Annotated in this window: 19 protein-coding genes; 9 read left to right on the top strand and 10 right to left on the bottom strand. The window is 67.5% G+C overall.

Going from position 1 to position 19942, the window contains the following annotated elements; genetic code table 11:
* Nucleotides 1-1275: a hypothetical protein gene (locus tag FOC84_RS27100; protein ID WP_173147711.1), complete on the bottom strand. Its 1275-nt coding sequence runs from the start codon at nucleotides 1273-1275 to the stop codon at nucleotides 1-3.
* A 107-nt stretch (nucleotides 1276-1382) separates the two neighbouring features.
* On the opposite strand from FOC84_RS27100, the gene FOC84_RS27095 reads away from it, so the two are divergent.
* Entirely contained in the window at nucleotides 1383-1838 is a 456-nt protein-coding gene (locus FOC84_RS27095; RefSeq protein ID WP_173147710.1) for a GNAT family N-acetyltransferase, read from the top strand.
* Here the strand turns inward: FOC84_RS27095 and FOC84_RS27090 are convergent.
* Together FOC84_RS27090 and FOC84_RS27085 are read right to left on the bottom strand one after the other, a co-directional pair.
* On the bottom strand, nucleotides 1831-3444 hold the full coding sequence (locus FOC84_RS27090; RefSeq protein ID WP_173147708.1) for an ATP-binding cassette domain-containing protein: 1614 nt from the start codon (nucleotides 3442-3444) through the stop codon (nucleotides 1831-1833). The genes FOC84_RS27095 and FOC84_RS27090 overlap by 8 nt on opposite strands.
* 137 nt (nucleotides 3445-3581) lie before the next feature.
* On the bottom strand, nucleotides 3582-4472 hold the full coding sequence (locus FOC84_RS27085; protein ID WP_173147706.1) for a LysR substrate-binding domain-containing protein: 891 nt from the start codon (nucleotides 4470-4472) through the stop codon (nucleotides 3582-3584).
* A gap of 184 nt (nucleotides 4473-4656) precedes the next feature.
* On the opposite strand from FOC84_RS27085, the gene FOC84_RS27080 reads away from it, so the two are divergent.
* The 7 genes from FOC84_RS27080 to FOC84_RS27050 are packed head-to-tail and all read left to right on the top strand — an operon-like array spanning nucleotide 4657 to nucleotide 13082.
* Complete coding sequence (locus tag FOC84_RS27080; protein ID WP_173147704.1) at nucleotides 4657-5601, top strand: ABC transporter permease; 945 nt, start codon at nucleotides 4657-4659, stop codon at nucleotides 5599-5601.
* Nucleotides 5602-5607: 6 nt separating this feature from the next.
* A complete protein-coding gene (locus tag FOC84_RS27075; protein WP_173147701.1) occupies nucleotides 5608-6465 on the top strand; it encodes an ABC transporter permease in 858 nt (285 codons plus the stop codon).
* A 1-nt stretch (nucleotide 6466) separates the two neighbouring features.
* A complete protein-coding gene (locus FOC84_RS27070; protein ID WP_173147699.1) occupies nucleotides 6467-8122 on the top strand; it encodes an ABC transporter ATP-binding protein in 1656 nt (551 codons plus the stop codon).
* A 31-nt stretch (nucleotides 8123-8153) separates the two neighbouring features.
* Entirely contained in the window at nucleotides 8154-9284 is a 1131-nt protein-coding gene (locus FOC84_RS27065) for a C45 family autoproteolytic acyltransferase/hydolase (protein WP_173147697.1), read from the top strand.
* A gap of 40 nt (nucleotides 9285-9324) precedes the next feature.
* Nucleotides 9325-10878 carry an ABC transporter substrate-binding protein gene (locus tag FOC84_RS27060; RefSeq protein WP_173147695.1) on the top strand — a complete coding sequence of 518 codons (1554 nt, stop codon included), beginning with the start codon at nucleotides 9325-9327 and terminating at the stop codon, nucleotides 10876-10878.
* Between the two features lie 10 nt (nucleotides 10879-10888).
* Entirely contained in the window at nucleotides 10889-11929 is a 1041-nt protein-coding gene (locus FOC84_RS27055; RefSeq protein ID WP_173147693.1) for a CapA family protein, read from the top strand.
* A gap of 28 nt (nucleotides 11930-11957) precedes the next feature.
* Nucleotides 11958-13082, top strand: coding sequence for a C45 family autoproteolytic acyltransferase/hydolase (locus FOC84_RS27050; RefSeq protein ID WP_173147691.1), 1125 nt, complete (start codon nucleotides 11958-11960; stop codon nucleotides 13080-13082).
* Here the strand turns inward: FOC84_RS27050 and FOC84_RS27045 are convergent.
* Both FOC84_RS27045 and FOC84_RS27040 read right to left on the bottom strand, forming a co-directional pair.
* The gene (locus FOC84_RS27045; protein WP_173147689.1) at nucleotides 13067-14224 is read right to left on the bottom strand and encodes an alpha-hydroxy acid oxidase; all 1158 of its coding nucleotides are present in this window, start codon (nucleotides 14222-14224) and stop codon (nucleotides 13067-13069) included. The two genes, FOC84_RS27050 and FOC84_RS27045, sit on opposite strands and share 16 nt — an antisense overlap.
* A 7-nt stretch (nucleotides 14225-14231) precedes the next feature.
* The gene (locus FOC84_RS27040; RefSeq protein ID WP_173147687.1) at nucleotides 14232-15203 is read right to left on the bottom strand and encodes a Bug family tripartite tricarboxylate transporter substrate binding protein; all 972 of its coding nucleotides are present in this window, start codon (nucleotides 15201-15203) and stop codon (nucleotides 14232-14234) included.
* Between the two features lie 141 nt (nucleotides 15204-15344).
* On the opposite strand from FOC84_RS27040, the gene FOC84_RS27035 reads away from it, so the two are divergent.
* Entirely contained in the window at nucleotides 15345-16259 is a 915-nt protein-coding gene (locus FOC84_RS27035) for a LysR family transcriptional regulator (RefSeq protein WP_173147685.1), read from the top strand.
* Nucleotides 16260-16268: 9 nt separating this feature from the next.
* Here FOC84_RS27035 and FOC84_RS27030 read toward each other — a convergent pair whose 3' ends face one another.
* The 5 genes from FOC84_RS27030 to FOC84_RS27010 all read right to left on the bottom strand — a co-directional run bounded on the left by FOC84_RS27030 (nucleotide 16269) and on the right by FOC84_RS27010 (nucleotide 19809).
* Entirely contained in the window at nucleotides 16269-16793 is a 525-nt protein-coding gene (locus FOC84_RS27030; RefSeq protein WP_173147683.1) for a helix-turn-helix transcriptional regulator, read from the bottom strand.
* 4 nt (nucleotides 16794-16797) lie between these two features.
* Nucleotides 16798-17073 carry a hypothetical protein gene (locus tag FOC84_RS27025; RefSeq protein WP_173150430.1) on the bottom strand — a complete coding sequence of 92 codons (276 nt, stop codon included), beginning with the start codon at nucleotides 17071-17073 and terminating at the stop codon, nucleotides 16798-16800.
* A gap of 261 nt (nucleotides 17074-17334) precedes the next feature.
* Complete coding sequence (locus FOC84_RS27020; protein WP_173147681.1) at nucleotides 17335-17748, bottom strand: PaaI family thioesterase; 414 nt, start codon at nucleotides 17746-17748, stop codon at nucleotides 17335-17337.
* 42 nt (nucleotides 17749-17790) lie between these two features.
* The gene (locus FOC84_RS27015) at nucleotides 17791-19005 is read right to left on the bottom strand and encodes a multidrug effflux MFS transporter (protein ID WP_173147679.1); all 1215 of its coding nucleotides are present in this window, start codon (nucleotides 19003-19005) and stop codon (nucleotides 17791-17793) included.
* 3 nt (nucleotides 19006-19008) lie between these two features.
* A complete protein-coding gene (locus FOC84_RS27010) occupies nucleotides 19009-19809 on the bottom strand; it encodes an SDR family NAD(P)-dependent oxidoreductase (protein ID WP_173147677.1) in 801 nt (266 codons plus the stop codon).
* Between the last annotated feature and the right edge of the window lie 133 nt (nucleotides 19810-19942).

Genomic DNA, 19942 nt, shown 5'->3' with positions numbered 1-19942 from the left:
TCAGGCAGCCGGCGCTGGCGCCGGGCTGCGCATCCTCCAGGGCGCGTATGCGCACTCTAGGACGGCGGCGAGAAAGCAGATGCGCAGCGGCTCGATCAGCACGCCGGTGGACGAATCACGGAACGGGCTGCCGAACAGCAGCGAAACGACGTGCGCCAGTACCTGCCAGGTATCCAGGTCATACGGGCCGATCAGGCGCGTCGCGCCGTACCACAACCATGCGGCGCCCCAATCGATCAGGCGATAACCCACGATCAGCGTGACCAGCAGCACCGCGCTGCTGTGAAAAGCCAGGCGCACGCCGCTGGCCAGGGGCAGATAGCGCTTGCGGTACCCAGCCACGAAATGCTCGACGAAATCGCGCAGAAAGCGCGGCACGGCGCGGTAGCGGTCGCCCAGCCTTTGCAGCCGTTCATAGCGCCTGAGTTCGGCGTCGTCGCGCACGTCATAGCCATAGACCAGCGCGGCCATCACCAGCCAAAGCACCGGCAGCAAGGCATAGAAGAACAGGCTCACCAGCGCCGCGCCCAGGCTGGGCCCTTGCGCCTCCACCGGCGTCACGCCCGCGGCCCAGGCGTTCGAGACGGGCGTCAGCATGTTCGTCAGCGACTGCAGCAGCGCCTCCAGCCCGCGCCGGTCGGCCAGCCATTGCCAGGCCTGGTCCTTCCAGCGGCTGATGACGTACAGGCCGATCAGGATCCAGTTGGTCTCGCACAGCACCACCAACCATTGCCAGCGGCCACGGCCCGTGCGGTCGCGCGCCTTGACCGCCGCCTTGCGCACCAGCCAGGAAACCACTACCGAGACCAGCAGCCAGCGGGAATCCAGCGCGTCCAGCACATTGCCGTGCTCGCCCAGCGGATCCAGCCCATAGGCCAGGCGCGAGTACTGCCGCACGATGTCGCCCAGAAAGCCCCAGGCCGCGTAGTAGGCGAAGAACGGCAGCAAGGCCACCGTCAACGCCTGCCCCAGCCGCCCTCTGCTCCCGTCCGTCTCCGCCTGCCCGGCGCGCGCCGCTTCCTGCGCGCCTCGCAAGGCCGGCAGCCCCGGCAGCAGCACGAGAAACATCGCGACGGTGGTCACCAACTGTGCCAGCGCCACCAACGTCAGCACGGCCAGGCCGGCCAGATGGTTGGCGAAGCCGGTCTGCGCCGCCACCCACAGCAGCACATCGCGGGCCAGCGTGCCTGCCAGCACCAGCGCCATCAATTGCGGCCAGAACCGCAGCCACAGCCGACCGGTGAGCGCCCATGGCGCGAGTACGGACTCGAGCATGCCTACACCCTGCAGTGCGCGGATTGAAGCGGACGATCTTAATGCCGCGGGGAGGCGCGGAGTGTTACCGCTCGCCACGATTGCGCACAGGGTGTCAATATACGGCCATGAACACACTGACATACCGCCCCGCCACCGCCGACGACGTCCCTGCCTGCCTGACGATCCGTGGCCAGACGAGAGAGAACGCATTTTCCGTGGAGGAACTGCGCGCGCTGGGCATCACCGTGGACAGCTGGGCCGCCGGTGTGCGCGCGGGCGACCTGCCCGGCTTCGTCGCTTGCGCGCACGGCCGGGTGACAGGCTACTGTTTCGGCGACCGCGATACCGGCGAAATCGTGGTGCTGGCCCTGCTGCCCGAAAGCGAGAACCAGGGCGCGGGCAAGACGCTGCTGCAATTGGTGGTCCAGCATCTGGCAAGCCTGGGACATGAACGCCTGTTCCTGGCCTGCGCCAGCGATCCCGCCGTGCGTTCTCACGGCTTCTACCGGCACCTGGGCTGGATCCCCACCGGCGAACGGGACGAAGCCGGCGACGACATCCTGGAACTGTCGATCAGATAGTATCCAGGCGCCAGCCGCCGCCGCCCGCGGCCAGCCGGTGCGTCAGGTCCAGGCTGTCCATGAACGCGTCGTCATGGGACACCACCACCAGGGCGCCCCGGTAGGCGCGCAGCATCGCCTCCAATGCCTGCATCGAAGGCAGATCCAGGTGATTGCTGGGTTCATCCAGCAACAGCAGCTGCGCGGGCGGATCGGCATACAGCGCGCAGGCCAGCGCGGCCTTCAGGCGCTCTCCTCCGCTGAGCGCGCCGCTGGGCGCCGCGATCTTGCGCGCGTCCAGACCCAGCTGGGCCAGGCGCGTGCGCAAGTCTGCTTCCGTCGCGCCGCGATTGGCCGCCTGCAACTGCGCCAGCACGGGCAGCTGCGGCGCCAGCATGGCCAGCCCCTGATCCATATACACGGCCTTTGCCGCGACCCGGCAGGTTCCGCCCGATGCCTGCAGTTGTCCCGCCAGCACCTTGAGCAAGGTCGACTTGCCGCAGCCGTTCGGACCGACCACCCCCACCCGCTGCTGCCCGCCCAGCGTCAGGTCGATACAGCGCGTGGCGGCCGGGACAAACGGCAGCTCCACCGCGTCCAGTTCGGCGACACGGCGCTGCGCTGGCATCGCGGCTGGCGGCGCATGCAGCACGATGGCGTCCTGGTCGTCGACCCGCGCGGCCGCCTCGCGCACGCGCAAGACAAGCTGCTCGCTGGCCGCCGCATGCTGGTGGCGCAGCTTGCCCGCGGAGGTTTCGCTGCGCGCCTTCTGCCGGCCCAGCAGGATCTTGGCCTGGTTGGCGTCGCGCGCCTGGCGGTTGCCGCGCGCCTGACGGCGTTCCTGGCGTTCGCGCTGTTCGCGCAGGGCCTGTTCTTCGCGTTGGCGCTCATGCTTGCGCAGCTCCAGCAGCGACAGCGCGTTGCACCGCTCATCTTCCTTGCGCTGCGCGTAAAAGCTGTAGCCACCCCCATACCCGCGCAGTCCCAGCGTGGACAGTTCCACGATGCGCTGCATCGCCTCCAGCAGTTGCCGGTCGTGGCTGATCACCAGCAAACCGCGCGGCCAGCGCCGTAGCTGCTCGGCCAGGGCCAGCCGGTTCGGCCTGTCTAGATGGTTGGTAGGTTCGTCCAGGATCAGGAAGTCGGCGTCCGACAGCAAGGCGCCGATCAAGGCGACACGCATGGCCTCGCCGCCGCTGAGCGCGGCGGCCGGCGTCGCGGCATCCAGATGACCCAGGCCGCAGCGCTCCAGTTCCTGCTGCAAGGCGAGGCGCGCGTCCCAGCGCTCGCCCACGATGTCGAAGTCCTCGGCGGCGGCGCTGCCCGCTTCGATGCGCCCCAACGCAGCCAGCGTGGCCTGCATGCCCGCCAGGCCGGCCACGGTCTCTGCCACACGCGGCGCGGCCTGCTGGGCCAGGTAATGCACGCTGCCCGAGCGCAGGCAACGGCCGCTGGCGGGTGGCAGCAGGCCGGCAAGAATGCGGGCCAGCACGCTCTTGCCCACGCCATTGCGGCCCACCAGCCCGGTAGGCCGCAGGTCGAACTGTTCGTTGAGACCGGAGAATAGCGTTTCGCCATCCGGCAGAACATAAGACACGCCTTCCAGCGCGATATAGGGATTCGTCATGTGCGATTCCAAGGATGCCAAGAACTCCCCCTGCTCTTTGGGGGTGGGTGGAGACTGGCCGTCAAAAAGACGGCGGCATCAGTGGCGCATGGCGAATGACTCCTGGTGATGTGACGAATACCGCATTGTAATGGGGATCACCGCCTGACCTGGGCATCCTGCTCGATCGTGGCCAGCAGAACGCGCCTGAGCGCGCTGGTCAGATGGCTGCGCGCCTCGTTCTCGAACAGTCCGACGGTCCGTTGCGCGGAGGGATCATCGAAGTAGGCCACTCGCAGCCGCGGATCTTCTTCCCAGTGCGCCGCGCGCGTGAGCGGCACGATGGTCACGCCGACATCCTGGTGGACCAGTTCGACCATGGTCCGCAGCGAATTGATTTCCAGGTAGTCGCCGAACTTCAGACGGTTCCTGCGTATGAAGGCATCGATCAGCGCCCCCGTATGCGTGTCGCGCGAAGGCCGCAGGAAGAGCCGCCGCGCCATCAGGCTGGCCACGTCCGCCTTGCCCGCCGCCTGGCGGTTGGCGATGAACACGAACGGTTCGGTGTAAAGCGGCGTCCACTGCGTGCCAGAAGGCAGCTTGTGGGCGTTCTTGACCGCCAGCGCCGCGTCCAGCTCCCCTGCCCGTACGCGCAGCGACAGGTCGCCGGAAAAACTGATCACCGGCTGCACGTTGAGCTTGGGATGCGAGTCCCGCAAGGTCAGTACGGCGCGCGCCAGGAACGCCATGGACGTGCCCACCGAGCCCACGTCGATGGATCCCACCAGCTCGTCGCCGCCGGGGCCGTCGCGCAGGTCATCGTACAGCGCCAGCAGCTGTTCGGCCCGCGGCAGCAGCCGGTGTCCGCCTTCGCTCAGGGACACGATCTTGCCGCTGCGGTCGAACAGGGTGACTCCCAGGTCGTCCTCCAGGGTGCGCATCTGCAAGCTGACCGCGGCCGGCGTGAGCGACACCCGCTCCGACGCGGCGGCGAACGACCCGCTGCGCGCTACGGCGACAAAGGTGCGGAAGAAGCGGATCGAGCTCATCGGATGGGCGCCATATCGGTAAGAAGAACTTTATATATCACAAAGTAATTTTAGTTTTACTTCTTTATGACAGGACGTCAAAGTTACGTCGTCCCGCAGCCGAGCCGGCATAGCGGCCCCGTCAACCGTATCGTCACCATCGCGCTGCCGCGGCAGGCGCCGGGACGTGAGCTACGAGCCCCCTATGCTTCGCTTCGCACTCTCGCGCATCGGAATGGCCATACCGACACTGCTGATTGTGTCCGTCGCCGTTTTCGTGCTGATCCGCATGATCCCGGGCGATCCGGCCCAATTGCTGCTGGGCGACCTTGCCGACCCCGCCAGCCTGGAAGAACTGCGCCAGCGCATGGGCCTGGACCTGTCCTGGCCCGCGCAGTTCGCCTTGTGGTTCGGCAACCTGCTGCAGGGCGACCTGGGGAAATCCATTACCACCGGCCAGGCGGTGCTGTCCCTGGTCTGGGACCGCTTCCTGGTCAGCGCCCCCATCGTGCTGGCCGCCGTGGCGGCCGCCGCCCTGGTCGCGGTGCCGGCCGGCATCATCGCCGCCTGGCGCCAGAACCGCGCCACCGACATCGCGCTGGTCGGCATGGCCACGCTGCTGGTGTCCATCCCCACCTTCTGGCTGGGCCTGCTGCTGTTGCTGCTGCTGGGACTGAAGCTGGAATGGCTGCCGGTCGTGGGCTACGTGTCGGTGTCGGAGGACGCGGTCGCGGGCCTGCTGTACCTGGCCATGCCCATCCTGACACTGTTTCTGCATGAAATCGGCGTGCTGATGCGCATGGCGCGCGCAAGCGCCCTGGAAGTCCTGCGCCTGGATTACGTGACCCATGCCCGCGCCAAGGGCTTGAGCGAGCGTGCGGTGCTGACCCATCACGTATTCAAGAATTCCTTCGGCCCCACCTGGACCCTGATCGGGCTGGTGCTCGGCAACCTGCTGGGCGGCATCGCGGTGGTCGAGACCGTGTTCACCATACCCGGCCTGGGCCGCCTGCTGGTCGATTCCATCTTCGCCCGCGACTACCCGGTGATCCAGGGTTGCCTGCTGTTCGTCGCGGTCATCTACGTGCTGGTCAACCTGTTCGTCGACCTGCTCTATCCCGCCTTCGATCCCCGCGTTGGAGCGGAGTAAACCGCCATGCAACTGACTACAGCCATCAATCCCGTAAAGCCCCGGCGCCGCCGCCTGCCCGCCAACGCGGCCATAGGCGGGGTCATCATCGCGATCGTCGTGGGCGCGGCCCTCATCGGCGCCGTCTGGACCCCGCGCGACCCGCTGGGCATCAGCTTCGCGTCCCGGCTCAAGCCGCCAAGCGCCCAGTTCTGGCTGGGCACCGATGAGTTCGGCCGCGACGTGCTCAGCCGCTTGATGGTGGGCGCCTCGACCAGCGTCTGGATCAGCCTGCTGACCGTCTCGTTCTCCATCGTGCTGGGCACCGCCATCGGCGTGTTGACCGGTTTTGTGCGGGGCTGGACCGACCGCATCATCATGGCCTTCAACAATGCGCTGCTGGCCTTTCCCGGCCTGCTGCTGGCGCTGGGCCTGCTGGCAGTAGTAGGCGCCAACAAGTACGGCATCATCCTGGCGCTGGGCCTGGCCTACACGCCGTCGGTGACGCGCATCGTGCGCGGCACGGTGCTGTCGCTGCGCGAGAAGGAGTTCATCGAATCCTCGCGCGTGCTGGGCAACTCCGAGCTCTACACCATGTTCCGCCACGTGCTGCCCAATTGCGTGGCGCCGCTGACGGTGCTGGCGACGTCCATGTTCGGCTGGGTCATCCTGGCCGAGAGCGCCCTGTCTTTCCTGGGCCTGGGCGTGCCGCCGCCCGCGCCCACCTGGGGCAACATGCTGGCCTCGGCCCGTCCGTTCATGGCGCAAGCGACGTATCTGAGCATCTTCCCCGGCATCTGCATTTCGCTGACGCTGCTGGGCATCAACTTGCTGGGCGACGCCGTGCGCGACCGCCTGGATCCGCGCATGCGCACGGGTGAATGACATGACGACCAAGAACATGGACGCCGGCGCGACGCTGGCAGAGGTCAACGGCCTGACGTTGACGGTGGGCGCGGGCGGCCGGGAAATCGTCAAGCGGGTCAGCTTCTCCATCAAGCCTGGGGAACTGGTCGGCATCGTCGGCGAATCGGGCAGCGGCAAGACCCAGGCGGCGCGTGCGCTGCTGGGCCTGACGCCGCCGCCGCTGGTGCGCGCGGCCGGCTCCATCACCTTCGAAGGCAAGTCGCTGACCGACGCCAGCCCTGCCGCCTTGCGCAAGCTGCGCGGGGCGCGCATCGGCATGGTGTTCCAGGAGCCGATGACCTCGCTCAACCCTTCCATGAAGATCGGCCGCCAGCTCGACGAAGGACTGGCGCTGCACCGCAAGGATCTGTCGGGAGCCGCCCGCAAGCAGCTGATACTGGCCATGCTGGCGCGCGTCGGCCTGCGCGACCCCGCGGCCGCGCTGGACGCCTGGCCCCATGAATTCTCCGGCGGCATGCGCCAGCGCATGATGCTGGCCGCCGTGATGCTGCTGGAACCGGCCCTGCTGGTGGCGGACGAGCCGACCACCGCGCTGGACGCCGTGGTGCAGCGCGACGTGCTGGAGCTGATGCTGGAGCTGACCCGCGCCCGCAACACGGCCGTGCTGATGATCAGCCACGACCTGCCCATGGTGGCCAAGTACACCGAGCGCATGATCGTGATGCGCCACGGCGAAATCGTGGAAACCGGCACCACCCAGCAGATCCTGGACCGTCCCGCGCATCCGTATACGCGGCAATTGCTGGCGGCCATGCCCATGCGCGGCCCCGCCCGTCCCATTCCGCCCGAGGCGCCCATCGTCGACGTGCGCCAGCTGCTGGTGGACTACGCGGGCCGCCAGCGGCTGTTCGGCCGTACCCAGGCCAAGCGCGCCCTGCACGGCATAGACCTGCAGATCCGGCCGCGCGAGGTGGTGGCGGTGGTCGGCGGATCGGGTTCCGGCAAGACCACGCTGGGCCGGGCCATCGCCGGCTTGCTGGCCCCCACGGACGGCGGCATCTACTTCCGCGGCAAGCCGATCGCGCAGGCGGGCGCCGCCTGGAACGACTACCGCCTGAACTGCCAGATGGTGTTCCAGGATCCCTATTCCTCCCTGAATCCGCGCATGACGGTCGGTGAACTCACGGCCGAGGGCTTGCGCCAGGTGGACGGCATGACGGCGGCGCAGAAGGCCGAACGCGTCCAGTCCGTGCTGGCCGAGGTCGGACTGGGCCCGGAGTACGCCAGGCGCTATCCGCATGAATTGTCCGGCGGCCAGCGCCAGCGCGTAGCGATCGCCCGCGCCATCGTGCGGCGCCCCGCCTTCGTGATCGCCGACGAGCCGGTTTCGGCGCTGGACGTCACGGTGCGTGCGCAGGTACTCAAGCTGTTTGCCGAATTGCAGCAACGCCACGGCTTCTCCTGTCTGTTCATCAGCCACGACCTGGGCGTGGTCGAGCAGGTGGCGGACCGTGTGGTCGTGATGCAGGACGGCCAGATCGTCGAACAGGGTCCGCGCGACCAGATCTTCGACGCGCCCCAGCATCCCTACACGCGCAAGCTGCTGTCGGCCATTCCGGCCCTGGAGGCCAACGACACCGGCGGCGTGCGCCTGAAATGGCGGTTCGATCAATGACGCCCGCAGCCCCGCGCGCATAGGAACAGACATGGAAGCGCAAGCCTACTTTCCGCTGGTCGAGGTGGCCGGCACGCCCTACCAGCGCGGACTGCGGCACGGACGCCTGGCCGCCGCGCGCGTGCGGCGCAGCGCCGAGATCTACGCCCGCGCGCTGCAGCAGCTGCGGTACTCGCCCGCGGACCTGCGGCGGCTCATCGCGAACTTCTCGCGCGCCGTCGAGGATTTCGAACCCGCCTACCTGGACGAGATGCGCGGCATCGCCGAGGGCGCCAGCGTTTCCTTCGAAGACGTGCTGATGATCAACGCCCGCACCGAAATCGTCGCCCAAGCCCGGCGCGCGCAGCTTGCCGGCTCTGCCGCGCCGGCAAGCGACGAATGCACCGGCGCCGCCATCCTGCCCGCGCGCAGCGCCAACGGCAATTTCCTGCAAGGCCAGAACTGGGACAACCGCCAGGACTGCGCCGACACCATCATCATCCTGCGCGTGCTGCGCGACGACGGCCCCGACGTGCTGACCTTCGTCGAAGCCGGCGGCCTGGCGCGCTATGGCATGAACTCGGCCGGGCTGACCCTGAACGGCAACGGCATGTCCTCCAGCCGCGACTATCAGCAGGACGGCGTGCCCCTGCCGCTGGTGCGCCGCAAGGCGCTGGAGCAGGAGCACTACGCCCTGGCCCTGCAAATCGTCACCGGCACGCCCAAGGCGTGTTCGTGCAACCTGATCCTGGGCACCCGGCTGGGCCTGGCGCTGAGCCTGGAATGCGCGCCTGACGAGACCTTCCTGGTCTATCCCGAGGATGGCCTGCTGGTCCACGCCAACCATTGGATCAGTCCCGTGGCGCTCGGCAAGCTGAAGGAGACAGGCATCGCCAGCTCGCCGGAAAGCCTCTATCGCGATCAGCGCGTGCGCCAGCGCCTGTCGGCCGCGGGCGGCAAGCTTGGCGTGCAGGATCTCAAGGCCGCTTTCGCCGATACCCACGCCACTCCCTTTTCCGTCTGCCGGCCGGGGCGCGTCAGCGCCCAGGGCTATGCATCGTGCACCACCGCGACGCTGATCATGGAGCCCGCTGCCGGGGTGCTGGAAGTCGCACGCATGCCCTGGCAGGGCGCCTCCTACGCCCGCTACTCGGTGGAACGCGGATCGTCCCCTTCCCTCTGAACGTCTTCTGGCTGCAAGCCGCCCACAACAAGGATCCATCATGAAACGACCTCTGTATGCGTACACCGCCCTGGCCGCCCTCCTGACGGCCGTCGCGCCTGCGATGGGCGCCACCGTGCTGCGCGCCCACCAGGACGCGGATATCCGCAGCAGCGATCCTGGCGTCAACCGCGACGCCAATACCGATGGGGTGATCCTGCACGTGGTCGAAGGCCTGGTCGGCTACAACGCGAAGGGCCAGCCCGCCCCCTTGCTGGCCGACAAGATCGACATATCCGAAGACGGCAAGACCTACACCTTCCACCTGCGCCAGGGCGTGACCTTCCACAACGGCGCGCCCCTGACCGCGGACGACGTGGTCTGGAGCTGGAACCGCTACATGGATCCCAAGACGGGCTGGCGCTGCCTGACCGACTTCGATGGCCGCATCGGCCTGAAAGTGGAAAGCGCCACCGCCACCGATCCCGCCACCGTCGTGTTCAAGCTGAACCGGGCGGCGCCGCTGTTCCTCGATTCGCTGGCGCGCAGCGACTGCGGCATGACCGCCATCACCCATCGCGACTCGGTCAAGCCCGACGGCACCTGGGACAAGCCCATAGGCACCGGCCCCTTCCGCTTCGCGGAGTGGCGCCGCCGCGAATACGTGAGCCTGACGCGCTTCGAGAACTACGCCAACCGGCCGGGCAAGCCCGACGGCTATGTGGGATCCAAGCGTCCACTGGTCGACGAAGTACGCTTCGTCGTCATCTCCGACCCGGCGACAGCCAAGACCGCCCTGGCCAGCGGCGCCATCGACGTGATGTCCAAGGTGCCGTATTCCGAGGTCGCCGAATTGGCGCAGAACAAGTCCATCAGCACCAATGTCTCGCCCCAGTTGGCGCCTACCACGCTGACGATCCAGACGCGCGACAAGCTGCTGTCCAATCCCTATCTGCGCCAGGCCATCGCCGCGGCGCTGAACTACAAGGAACTGGTGGCCGGCGTGACCTACGGCCTGACCGAGCCCAACAACTCGCTCGTCCCCGTGGCCTCGCCCTACTACGGCGAAGCCGAAAAGCAGGGTTACGTCTACGACCTGGCGCGCGCCAAGGCGCTGCTCGCCAAGGCTGGCTACAAAGGCGAGAAAATCGTCATTTCGACCAACAAGCGCAACCTGCCAAACTACGACGCCGCCGTGATCACCCAGGCCATGCTGCAGCAGGCCGGCATCAACGCCGACATCGAGGTGCTGGAATGGGGCGCCCAGCAGGACAAGTGGCAGAAGGGCAATTACCAGATGATGTCGTTCTCGTACTCCAGCCGCATGGACCCCGCCCTGAACTTCGAGGCCGTGACCGGCGACAAGAGTTCCCAGCCGCGCAAGCTGTGGGACGACCCCGCTGCCCGCGCGCTGCTGGAAAAGGCCACCAACGCCACGGCGCCCGCCGAACGGCAGGCCTTGCTGGATCAACTGCACCGGCTGATGCTGGAGCAGGTCCCCATCATTCCCCTGTTCAATACCTTGAGCACGGGCGCATACCGCAAGAATGTCCAGGGTTTCGAATCGTCGATCTTCGGCGCGCCGCTGCTCTGGGAAGTCTCGAAGGCCGACTAGGAACGCCACCATGAATCAAACCCTGTATCTGCTGGGCGATATCAACCTCAAGGGCGTGGCAGACGCCCGCGGCCTGTTCGACCACGTCAGCCAGCCGCTGCGGCAAGCGGACCTGGTGTTCGCCAACCTGGAATGCTGCCTGTACGACCTGCCCGAGCAGGCCCGGGAGCGGCGCGGTTTCTATACCTCGCCCCGGCATGCGCAGGTCCTGCGCGACGCCGGCCTGCAAGCGGTGGGCAACGCCAACAACGTCAATATCGGCCATGAAGCGGTGCTGTCGTCGCTAGCCGCCTTGCGGGGCGCTTCCCTGTCCAGCGTGGGCGCCGGCGCCAACGCGGCCGCGGCCCGCGCTCCGCTGATCGAAGTGCGCGACGGCGTGCGCTACGGCTTCCTGCAGCGCACCGCCGTGTACTGGCCGGACAACCATGAAGCCACCGCGCATCATGCCGGCGTCGCGATCATCCGCGGCCATACCGCCTACCGTCCGCGGCTGGAAATGCAGGCGGCGCGCACACGCCCCGGCGTGCCGCCCGAAGTGCTGACCTGGGCCGACCCGGAGTCGCTCGCGCAATTCCGGGCCGACGTCGCGGCGCTGCGGGAACAGGCGGACGTCGTGATCGCCTCGCTGCACTGGGGCTACCGGCGTGAAGTGCTGCAGTATCAGCGCGAGTACGCGCATACGGCCGTCGAGGCTGGCGCCGACATCGTGCTGGGGCATGGCCCCCACATGATCCTGCCGCTCGAACTGCATCGAGGCAGGCCCATTCTTTATGGCAGCGGCAATTTCTCCTTCCAGGTCGCCCACCAGGCGGACGCGCATACGGAGTGGACCGGCATGACGGTCCGCGTCGACATCCGCGACAGGCGTCCCGCCGCCATGCAGTTCCGTTTCGTGCAGCGCAACGACAGCAACCAGACCGTGTTCGTGGCCGCATCCGACGTGGCGCAAGAACGCGACCTGCTGATCCGCGCATCCGCCGCGCTGGGCGCGGATCTGCGCGTCAACGGCGATGCCCTGCTGCTGGACCTGAGCGGCCGCGCCGCCTCCTGAACCTCCGTCTCCCCCATTTGATGCTCCCATGAAATACGCCCCGTTTCCCCTAGTCTCGATCTCCGGCGCCCCCTTTGAACGCGGCGTGCAATACGGCCGCGCCGTACCCGAACGCATTGCCCACAGCGCGCGGCACTATCGCGGCGAACTCGACAAGATCGGCACTCCCGTGGCCGCGCAGGCTGCCCTGATAAAGGAATTCGCCGACCAGATCCAGAAGTTCGACCCCATGCATACCGAAGAAATGCGCGGCATCGCGCAAGGCGCGGGCTGCGCGTTCGACGACGTGGCCTTGATCAACGCCCGCACCGAAGTCATCGCCAAGGCGCGGCTGCTGGCCAAGATGGGCAATCTGGACCCCGCCGAGGGCGAATGCACCGCCGCCCTGGTCATGCCCGGGCGCAGCGCGACAGGCACGCTGATCCATGCCCACAATTGGGACTGGGAGCCCGACGCCTGCGACAGCACCATCGTGCTGCGCGCCACCCTGGAAAACGGCGTCACCTTCCTCACGCTGGTGGAGGCCGGCGGCCTGGCGCGGCACGGCTTCAACTCGGCCGGCATCGGCCTGACCGGCAACTATCTCAGCAGCGACCGCGACTACACGCAGTCCGGCGTGCCGCTGAGCAGCGTGCGGCGCGCGGTGCTCAGCCAGCAGCACGTCGCCATCGCCATGCAGCTGATCGCCGCCACGCCCAAGGCCTGCTCCAGCAACATGATCGTCAGCCAGAACGGCTGGGTGATCGACTTCGAATGCGCGCCCGACGAAAGCTTCACGGTGCTGCCGCAGGACGGCCTCCTGACCCATTCCAACCATTTCATGAGCGAAGTGGCGCTGGGCAAGCTGCGCGAAGCGGGCCTGAAGAATGCCGTGGACACCTACTACCGGGCCTGGCGCGTGCGCCAGCTGCTGGACGCCTGCGGCCCCCGGATCACGGTGGCGGACGTGCGGCGCGCCCTGGCCGACGACTGGGCCACGCCCTACTCCGTCTGCCGCCCTCCGCGCGGCACGCTGACGGGCGGACGCTCGGCCACGGTGGCCACCATAGTGCTGGACACCGCCGGGCTCACGATGGACATTGCCGCCATGCCGTCATTCGGGCAGTTCTTTACGCGCTATGGCCTGGAGGGCGAGGCCTATCCGATCGACTGAACGGGCTGGCCCGCCGGCTCCCAGGACGCGCGGGCTTGGCGGGCGCTCGCCGATCCCGACAGGATCATGGTGCGCTCGTAGTCTTCCGCCAGCAAACGCATCACGTCGGCCACTCCCCGCGCGCCGCCGCAAGCCAGACCGTACAGCGCAGGCCGGCCGATGAAAACGGCGCGCGCGCCCAGCGCCTGCGCGCGGACGATGTCCGCGCCGCTGCGCACGCCGCTGTCCAGGAATACCGGAATGCGGCCGGCGACCGCGTCGACGATCCCGGGCAGCACGCTGATCGACGAGGGCGCGGCGTCCAGTTGGCGGCCGCCATGGTTGGACACGATGAGGCCATCCACGCCATGCCGCGCCGCCAGGACGGCATCCTCGCGATGCAGCACGCCTTTCAGCAGCAAGGGGCCGCCCCACAGGCTGCGCAGCCAGCGCAGGCTGTCCCAGGTCAATGAACGGTCCATGCTGCGGGCAAGCAGGGACGCCTGCACTTCCATCGACAGGGACTCGCCGGGCTGTTCGGCCAGGTTCACGAAGCGCGGCGACCCGCCGCTCAGCATGCGCAGCGCCCACCCGGGCCGCCGCGCCACGTCCCAGGCGATCCTGGGCGTAACCCGGAAAGGCATGGAAAAGCCATTGCGCACGTCGCGCCAGCGCCTGCCGCCGACCGGGACGTCGGCCGTCAGCACCAGCGCGCGATAGCCCGCCGTCCGCGCCCGGCGCACGAGCTGCTCGGCCAGCCGGCGGTCCTGCATCACATATAGCTGCAACCATTGCTCGCCGCCGCCGGCGATGGCGCGCACTTCCTCGGCCCGCTGGTTAGAGGCCGTCGACAGGACAAACGGCACCCCCATTTCCGCCGCCGCCCGTGCCAACATGCCGTCGCCGCCTGGGCGGACCACGCCATTCAGGCCGGTGGGCGCCAGCGCAAACGGCTGCCGCCAGGTCGATCCGTACACTTCAACCGAAGCGTCGACTTCGCGGGTATCCCTGAGCACGCGCGGCGTCAGCCGGATCCGCTCGAAGTCGTCCCGGTTGGCCTGCAAGCAGCTTTCGTGCTCCGCGCCCCCGTCCACGAACTCGAACACGAAACGGGGCAGGACCTTCCTGGCCCGGCTCCGGTAATCCTCCATCGTCAACAGCATGCGGCGCCTATTGCAAGCTGATGCCGCGTTCGCGGATGATCTTGCCCCAGCGGCTGTTCTCGCCCGCGACGAAGCTGGCCATCTCTTCCGGCGAACTGAACCAGGGTTCGACCGCGATATTGGCGTAGAACTCGATGACCGCCCGTGTCTTCAGCGCGGCCGCCAGCCCCTGGTTCAACGCGTCCACGGTTGCGCGGGGAGTACCCGCGGGAACCAGCATGCCCTGCCACGCGAACGCCTCAAAGTCCTTCAGGCCCTGTTCGTGCAGCGTGGGGATGTCCGGGAAATTCTTCATGCGCTGGGGGCTGGCCACGCCCAGCACCTTGAGCCTGCCCGTCTTCATCTGCGGCACCACGGTGGACGCGTCCATCAAGGCGAAGGATACCGAGCCTGCCATCAGGTCCGTCACCGCCGGCGCGCCGCCCCGGTAGGCGACGTGCGTCATCTTCAGGCCGGTCCGCTCACGGAACAGTTCGGCGGCCAGGTGCTGGGGAGAGCCCACGCCGGAACTGGCGAAATTGGCGCTGTCGGGATGGTCGCGCGCCCATTGCAGGAACTCGTTCAGATTGCTGGCCGGCACCTTGCTGGAGACCACCAGCAGTATTGGATAGCGGGCATACAGGCCGGCCGCAACGAAGTCCCTGGCGCTGTCATAAGGCAGATTGGCGAACAGATGCGGATTGGCAGCCAGGGTGGCGAAGTCGCCCGTGAAGACGATGTTGCCATTGGCCCGGGCGTTGGCCACATAGGCCGCGGCGATGTTCGTGGCCCCGCCCGGCTTGTTGCTGACGAAGAAGCTGCGCCCCATCTGCGCGCCCACGCTTTCCGCCAGCTTGCGCGCGATGGCGTCCGAGCCTCCGCCCACCGGATAGGGGTGGACCCACTCGATGGGCTTGTCGCTGGCCTGGGCCCAACAGGCCGCCGCGCCCGAGCCGGCCGCCAATGCAAACAGCGCTTTCAGGAATAGACGTTTTCGCATGTCGCTACTCTCCATGAGTGTATGGCCGCGCGCCCTGGACGTTGCCAGACGGCAGGGCGAGCGGTATCGGATGGCGAGAGTGTGAGGCCGCAGCTCATTCCTGAAAATTGTTTATTAACGCCAAAGTCATTACAGTTCGGCATGACCTACAACCTCAACGAACTGCGAGCATTCCTTGCCGTGCTCGACGAAGGTTCGCTGGGCAAGGCAGCGGACAGGATGAGCCTGACGCAACCCGCCCTGAGCCGCATCATCAAGCGCCTTGAAGCCGCTGTCGGCGAACCGCTGTTCGAGCGGCATTCCGGCGGCATGCGCCTGACGGCTTACGGCAAGGCCCTGGCGCCGCATGCGCAACTGCTATGCCGTGAAGAAAAGATCGCGCGCGATGAGATGAACCGCATGCGCGGCCTGGCCACCGGCGCCCTGCGCCTGGGTGTCACGGCGGGCGCGTCTGCCCTGTTCATCCCCAAGGCGCTGGAGACATTCCTGGAAAAATGGCCCGGCATCGCCATCGATGTCGTCGAAGGCATCTGGGACGAGTTGGCCACGGCCCTGGAAAACTACCAGGTCGACCTGGTGATCGCCCCCGAGGCGCCCGAGACGGCCAGCATTGTTTCCGCCAGGAATTGCGCTTGGCAGGAAAACATGAATGTGGTCGTCGGCGCCGGCCATCCGCCATACGGCGGCGCCTCGGCGACCATGGAAGCGCTGCTGGCGGAACGCTGGTGTTTCGTGCCGCCACGCACCGAGCCGCATAACCGGCTCATGTCGCTGTTCAAGGCCCGGGGCCTGCCCGCGCCGGTCATCGCGGTTTCCAGCACGTCGATTCCCCTGATCAAGAGCCTGGTCGCGTACTCCGGCTTTGTCAGCTGGCTGACCCGGCCCATGTACGGCGCCGAACTCAAAGCTGGGCTGATCCGCGAACTGCGGGTCGACGGCCTGGACCATGAGCGCAGTTTTTCGGCGTACCACCGGCGCGAAGGAATATTGCCGGGGCCCGCCGTGCGATTCCTGGACGAAATCAGGACGCTGGCGCGGGCCAGCGCGCCCCGCTAGGCGGGAGCGTCATCCCACCAGCGCTTCCAGCGCCTTGGAGGCGGAACGCGACACGCGCTGCCCTTCTTTCGCTGCGTTGACCTGCAAGGCCACGCGCGCCACGTCCATCACACGCTCTGCCTGCGGATAGCCGCCCTTGGCCTGCAGCCACGCCAGCACGTCCGCCAGATGCCAGATCGATGTGCTGCCCTCGTGGACCGGCAGCGGAAAGCTGTCCGGATAAGCCAGCATCAGCTTGCGCATGTTCTGGCGAGAGACACCCACGATTTCGGCCACGTCGGTCAGGCCCACCAGATCAGGCGCGGCCTCGATCAGTTTCGCGGATGGCGCCGCACGCCTGACGTCCTCAAGCGCCGAGCGTACGGCGGCTTCCGCGCTGCCGGCCTCGCGGGTGAACTCCAGCGCGAAGCGCCCCGGCAGTCCGGTGCCGATCAGGGCGTCGTCGCAACCGGCCGCGCCCAGGCGCTCGACCAGCGCATCCATGTCCTGATGGCCTTCGGCAAGCTGGTACTTCAAGGTAAAGGTGTATTCCATCGCGCTACTCCCAGATGCCGCGGCCTGCCTCAGGCAAGTCGCGGTGCGCAGTACAGTGGTTCACGACACGCCGCAAGGCGCGCGCATGGTTGCCGGGGTTCTTCGGCGTGCTCCAGACGCTGGTGATGCAGAATTCGCCGCAACGGCATTCCGCAACATTGCTCGGGCAATAGATCCGACCCCAGGCGTGGCTGCCGCCGACTTCCACGCGCCAACCGTTTTCTTCGGCGTGGCGGAGTGCTGCCTCTACCTCTTTCTTGGGATGGGACGGACGAGCCATCATTGGTATCCAGTATGAAGACATTCAAATAGGTTGTCAATAGACAACCCAACCACAGCTTCAGGGGATGCCAACAGCGCCGGACGTAGCCGATGAGATGAATAGCGTCCTTCGCGGCCACGGCCGCCGGCCCTGAAAGCCGACGTTGCAGCTTATCCAGGGCACTCGCGGGAACCAAGGCGGAATCCGTCTGAGAAACGGACGAAAGGACTGGAATGGCTTGCGGGTTCTACCATTGAGGCCCATCTCCGGGCCGCGCGCTCACCAGAGGATGATCTGCGAACAACGGAACAGCGACAGCTTGCGGCCGCTTGCGTCGACCACGGTCGCCGACCAGACTTGGGTCGTGCGGCCCATATGTTCCGCCACCGCCTCGACGGTCAGCACGCCTTCCTTCGCGGTGCCCAGGAAGTTCGATTTCAGCTCCAGCGTGGTGAAGCCCTTTGCCCCTTCAGGCAGATGCGCCAGGGTGGCGTAGCCGGCGCAGGTATCGGCCAGCATCACCTGCGAGGCTGCGTGCAGATAGCCGTTGGGCGCCATCATCCAGGGCGCCACGGTCATTTCCATGGACATGCGGCCCTCGCCGATGGACAACGGCCTCACGCCGAAGGTGTCGGGCAGCGTGCCGCGCTGGCGTTCGAAGAGACTTTCTATGGTTTCCGGGGCGCGCAACATTGCGTGTGTCCTCTGTACAGGTTGTCGAAAGTAAGGAAGTTACTACCGCTGATGCCTGCCCGCCATCAGCGCAGCGCATGCAAACACCGAGGCGCCCCCCAGTACCGCGCCCAGCGTCAGCGCAGGGCTGCCGCCCGCCAGGCTGGCCAGCGCCGTCATGCCGCCCGCGCAAGCCATCTGCAGGCAGCCGAGCAGCGAAGACGCCAGCCCGGCCTGCCTGCTGAACGGTCCCAGCGCCATCGCCGTGCCCAGCGGATTGACCAGCCCCATGCCGAACAGGTACAGCACGGCGGCGGCCGTGAATTGCGCCAGGCCGCTGTCCTCGCCGCCTGCCAGCATCGTCAACGCGCCGGCCAGCGCCACCGCGCAGCCGGATCTGGCCACCCCGGCCGCGCTGAAGCGGCGGGCCAGGCGCGGCGCCAGCATGCCGGCGGCAAAGACCACGAACACCGTGCATGCGAAGAACAGCCCCAGTTGCAGCGCGCTCAGGCCGATGCGCCCCATGAGCATGGCCGGCGTGGCCGCGAAGAAAGCGTACAGGCCGCCAATCACCACGCTCACCGCCAGCGCCGGACCGATGAACCGGCCATCCCGCGCCAGGCCCGCATAACCGCGCAGCACGGCAGTCGGCGTCGCCGCCGCGCGCCGGTCGGCTGGATGCGTCTCCCCCACCGTCGCCACATAGGCCAGCGCCAGAACAAGCCCCAGCGCCGCGACCAGCGCAAAGCTGGCGCGCCAGCCCGGCCCGTACTCCATCGCGCTGCCCAACAGCGGCGAAAAGCCCGGCGCGGCGGCCATGGCCACCATGGTCAAGGCCAGGGTACGCGACAGCGCGTCGCCTTCGAACAGATCCCGCGCGATGGCCCGCGACAGCACCGAGGCCGCGCATACGCCCAGCGCTTGCACCACCCTGCCCGCCACCAGCAGCGGCAAGGTTGGCGCCCACACGCAGACCAGGCTGCCGGCGATGAACAAGGCCAGTCCGCCCAGCACCGGAGCGCGCCGCCCCCAGCGGTCCGACACCGGTCCGACGAACAATTGCCCGCTGGCGAAGGCCAGGAAAAAGCTCGACAGCACCAGGCCCATATCGCGGGTGTCCACGCCCAGCTCGGACGCCATGCTGGGAAATGCCGGCAGGATGATGTTGGTGGACAGCGCGCCCAAGGCCGCCAGGCCCGCAAGCACGGCCAACAGGCGTCCGGTCAGGCGCACAGGCGCCGCACTGCCCGGCGCCGCGGCTGAGATGGTGGTGTCCATGGTTCAGGCCGCCGTCGCGTAGCGCTGCGCAACGGTGTTGCTGGACAGATGGGGCGCCATGGTCCGGCGCGCGGCTTCATAGGCATCCCACTCCTCGGCGGCATGTAGCGAGGGAATCGTGACCTTCTCGCCGCGCGCGAAGCCCAGCAAGGCGGCGTCCACCAGATCTTCCGCGCGCATCACGATGCGTTGATCCAGCGTTTCCACCGGGCGGCCGCCGATGGCCCAGAAGTCCGTGGCCGTCGCGCCGGGCAATACCGCCTGGACCTGCACGCCGGTCGCGGCCAGCTCCTGTTGCAGCGACTGGCTGAACGCCAGCACGAAGGCTTTGCTGCCACCATAGACGCCGTTCAAGATCTCGGGCGCCAGCGCCACGACGGAAGCGATGTTGATGATGGCGCCTCGCCCACGCGCCACAAAGCCCGGAACCGCCGCGTAGGTCAGCCGCATCGGCGCGGTGACATTCAGGTCGACCATGCGCGTCATCTGCTCCACGTCGCTTTGCAGCAGTGGCGTGTGCGTGCCGATGCCGGCGTTGTTCACCAGCAAGGTGATGCTGGCGTCCTGGCGCAGCAGGTCTTCGACGCGCGCTAGCGAAACGCGGTCGCCCAGATCCGCCGCCAACACCTCCACCGCGCGGCCGCTGCGGGTGCTGATGCCGCTGGCCAGGGCGTTCAGGCGCTCGCGATTGCGGGCGACCAGGATCAGGTCGTAGCCCTGCTGCGCGAGTTTCTCCGCGTACAGCGCGCCGATGCCGCTGGATGCGCCCGTGACGAGGGCGGTGCCGGATTGGGTTTGTGCCATGGTGAAACTCCAGAAGAGGTGATTGCGATGGGATCCATGTTGCAGCTTGCAGCTCATGGCGTAAATGACGTATATAGTCATTAATCAGGACATGAACGCAGGACATTCGCCGGGCCCGATCCCGGCAAGGACG

It is taken from the genome of Achromobacter pestifer (assembly GCF_013267355.1).
GTDB classification, from domain to species: Bacteria; Pseudomonadota; Gammaproteobacteria; order Burkholderiales; family Burkholderiaceae_B; genus Achromobacter; species Achromobacter pestifer_A.
Note: the sequence above shows the minus strand (reverse complement) of the source record. Positions and strands in the feature narration are given on the sequence as shown.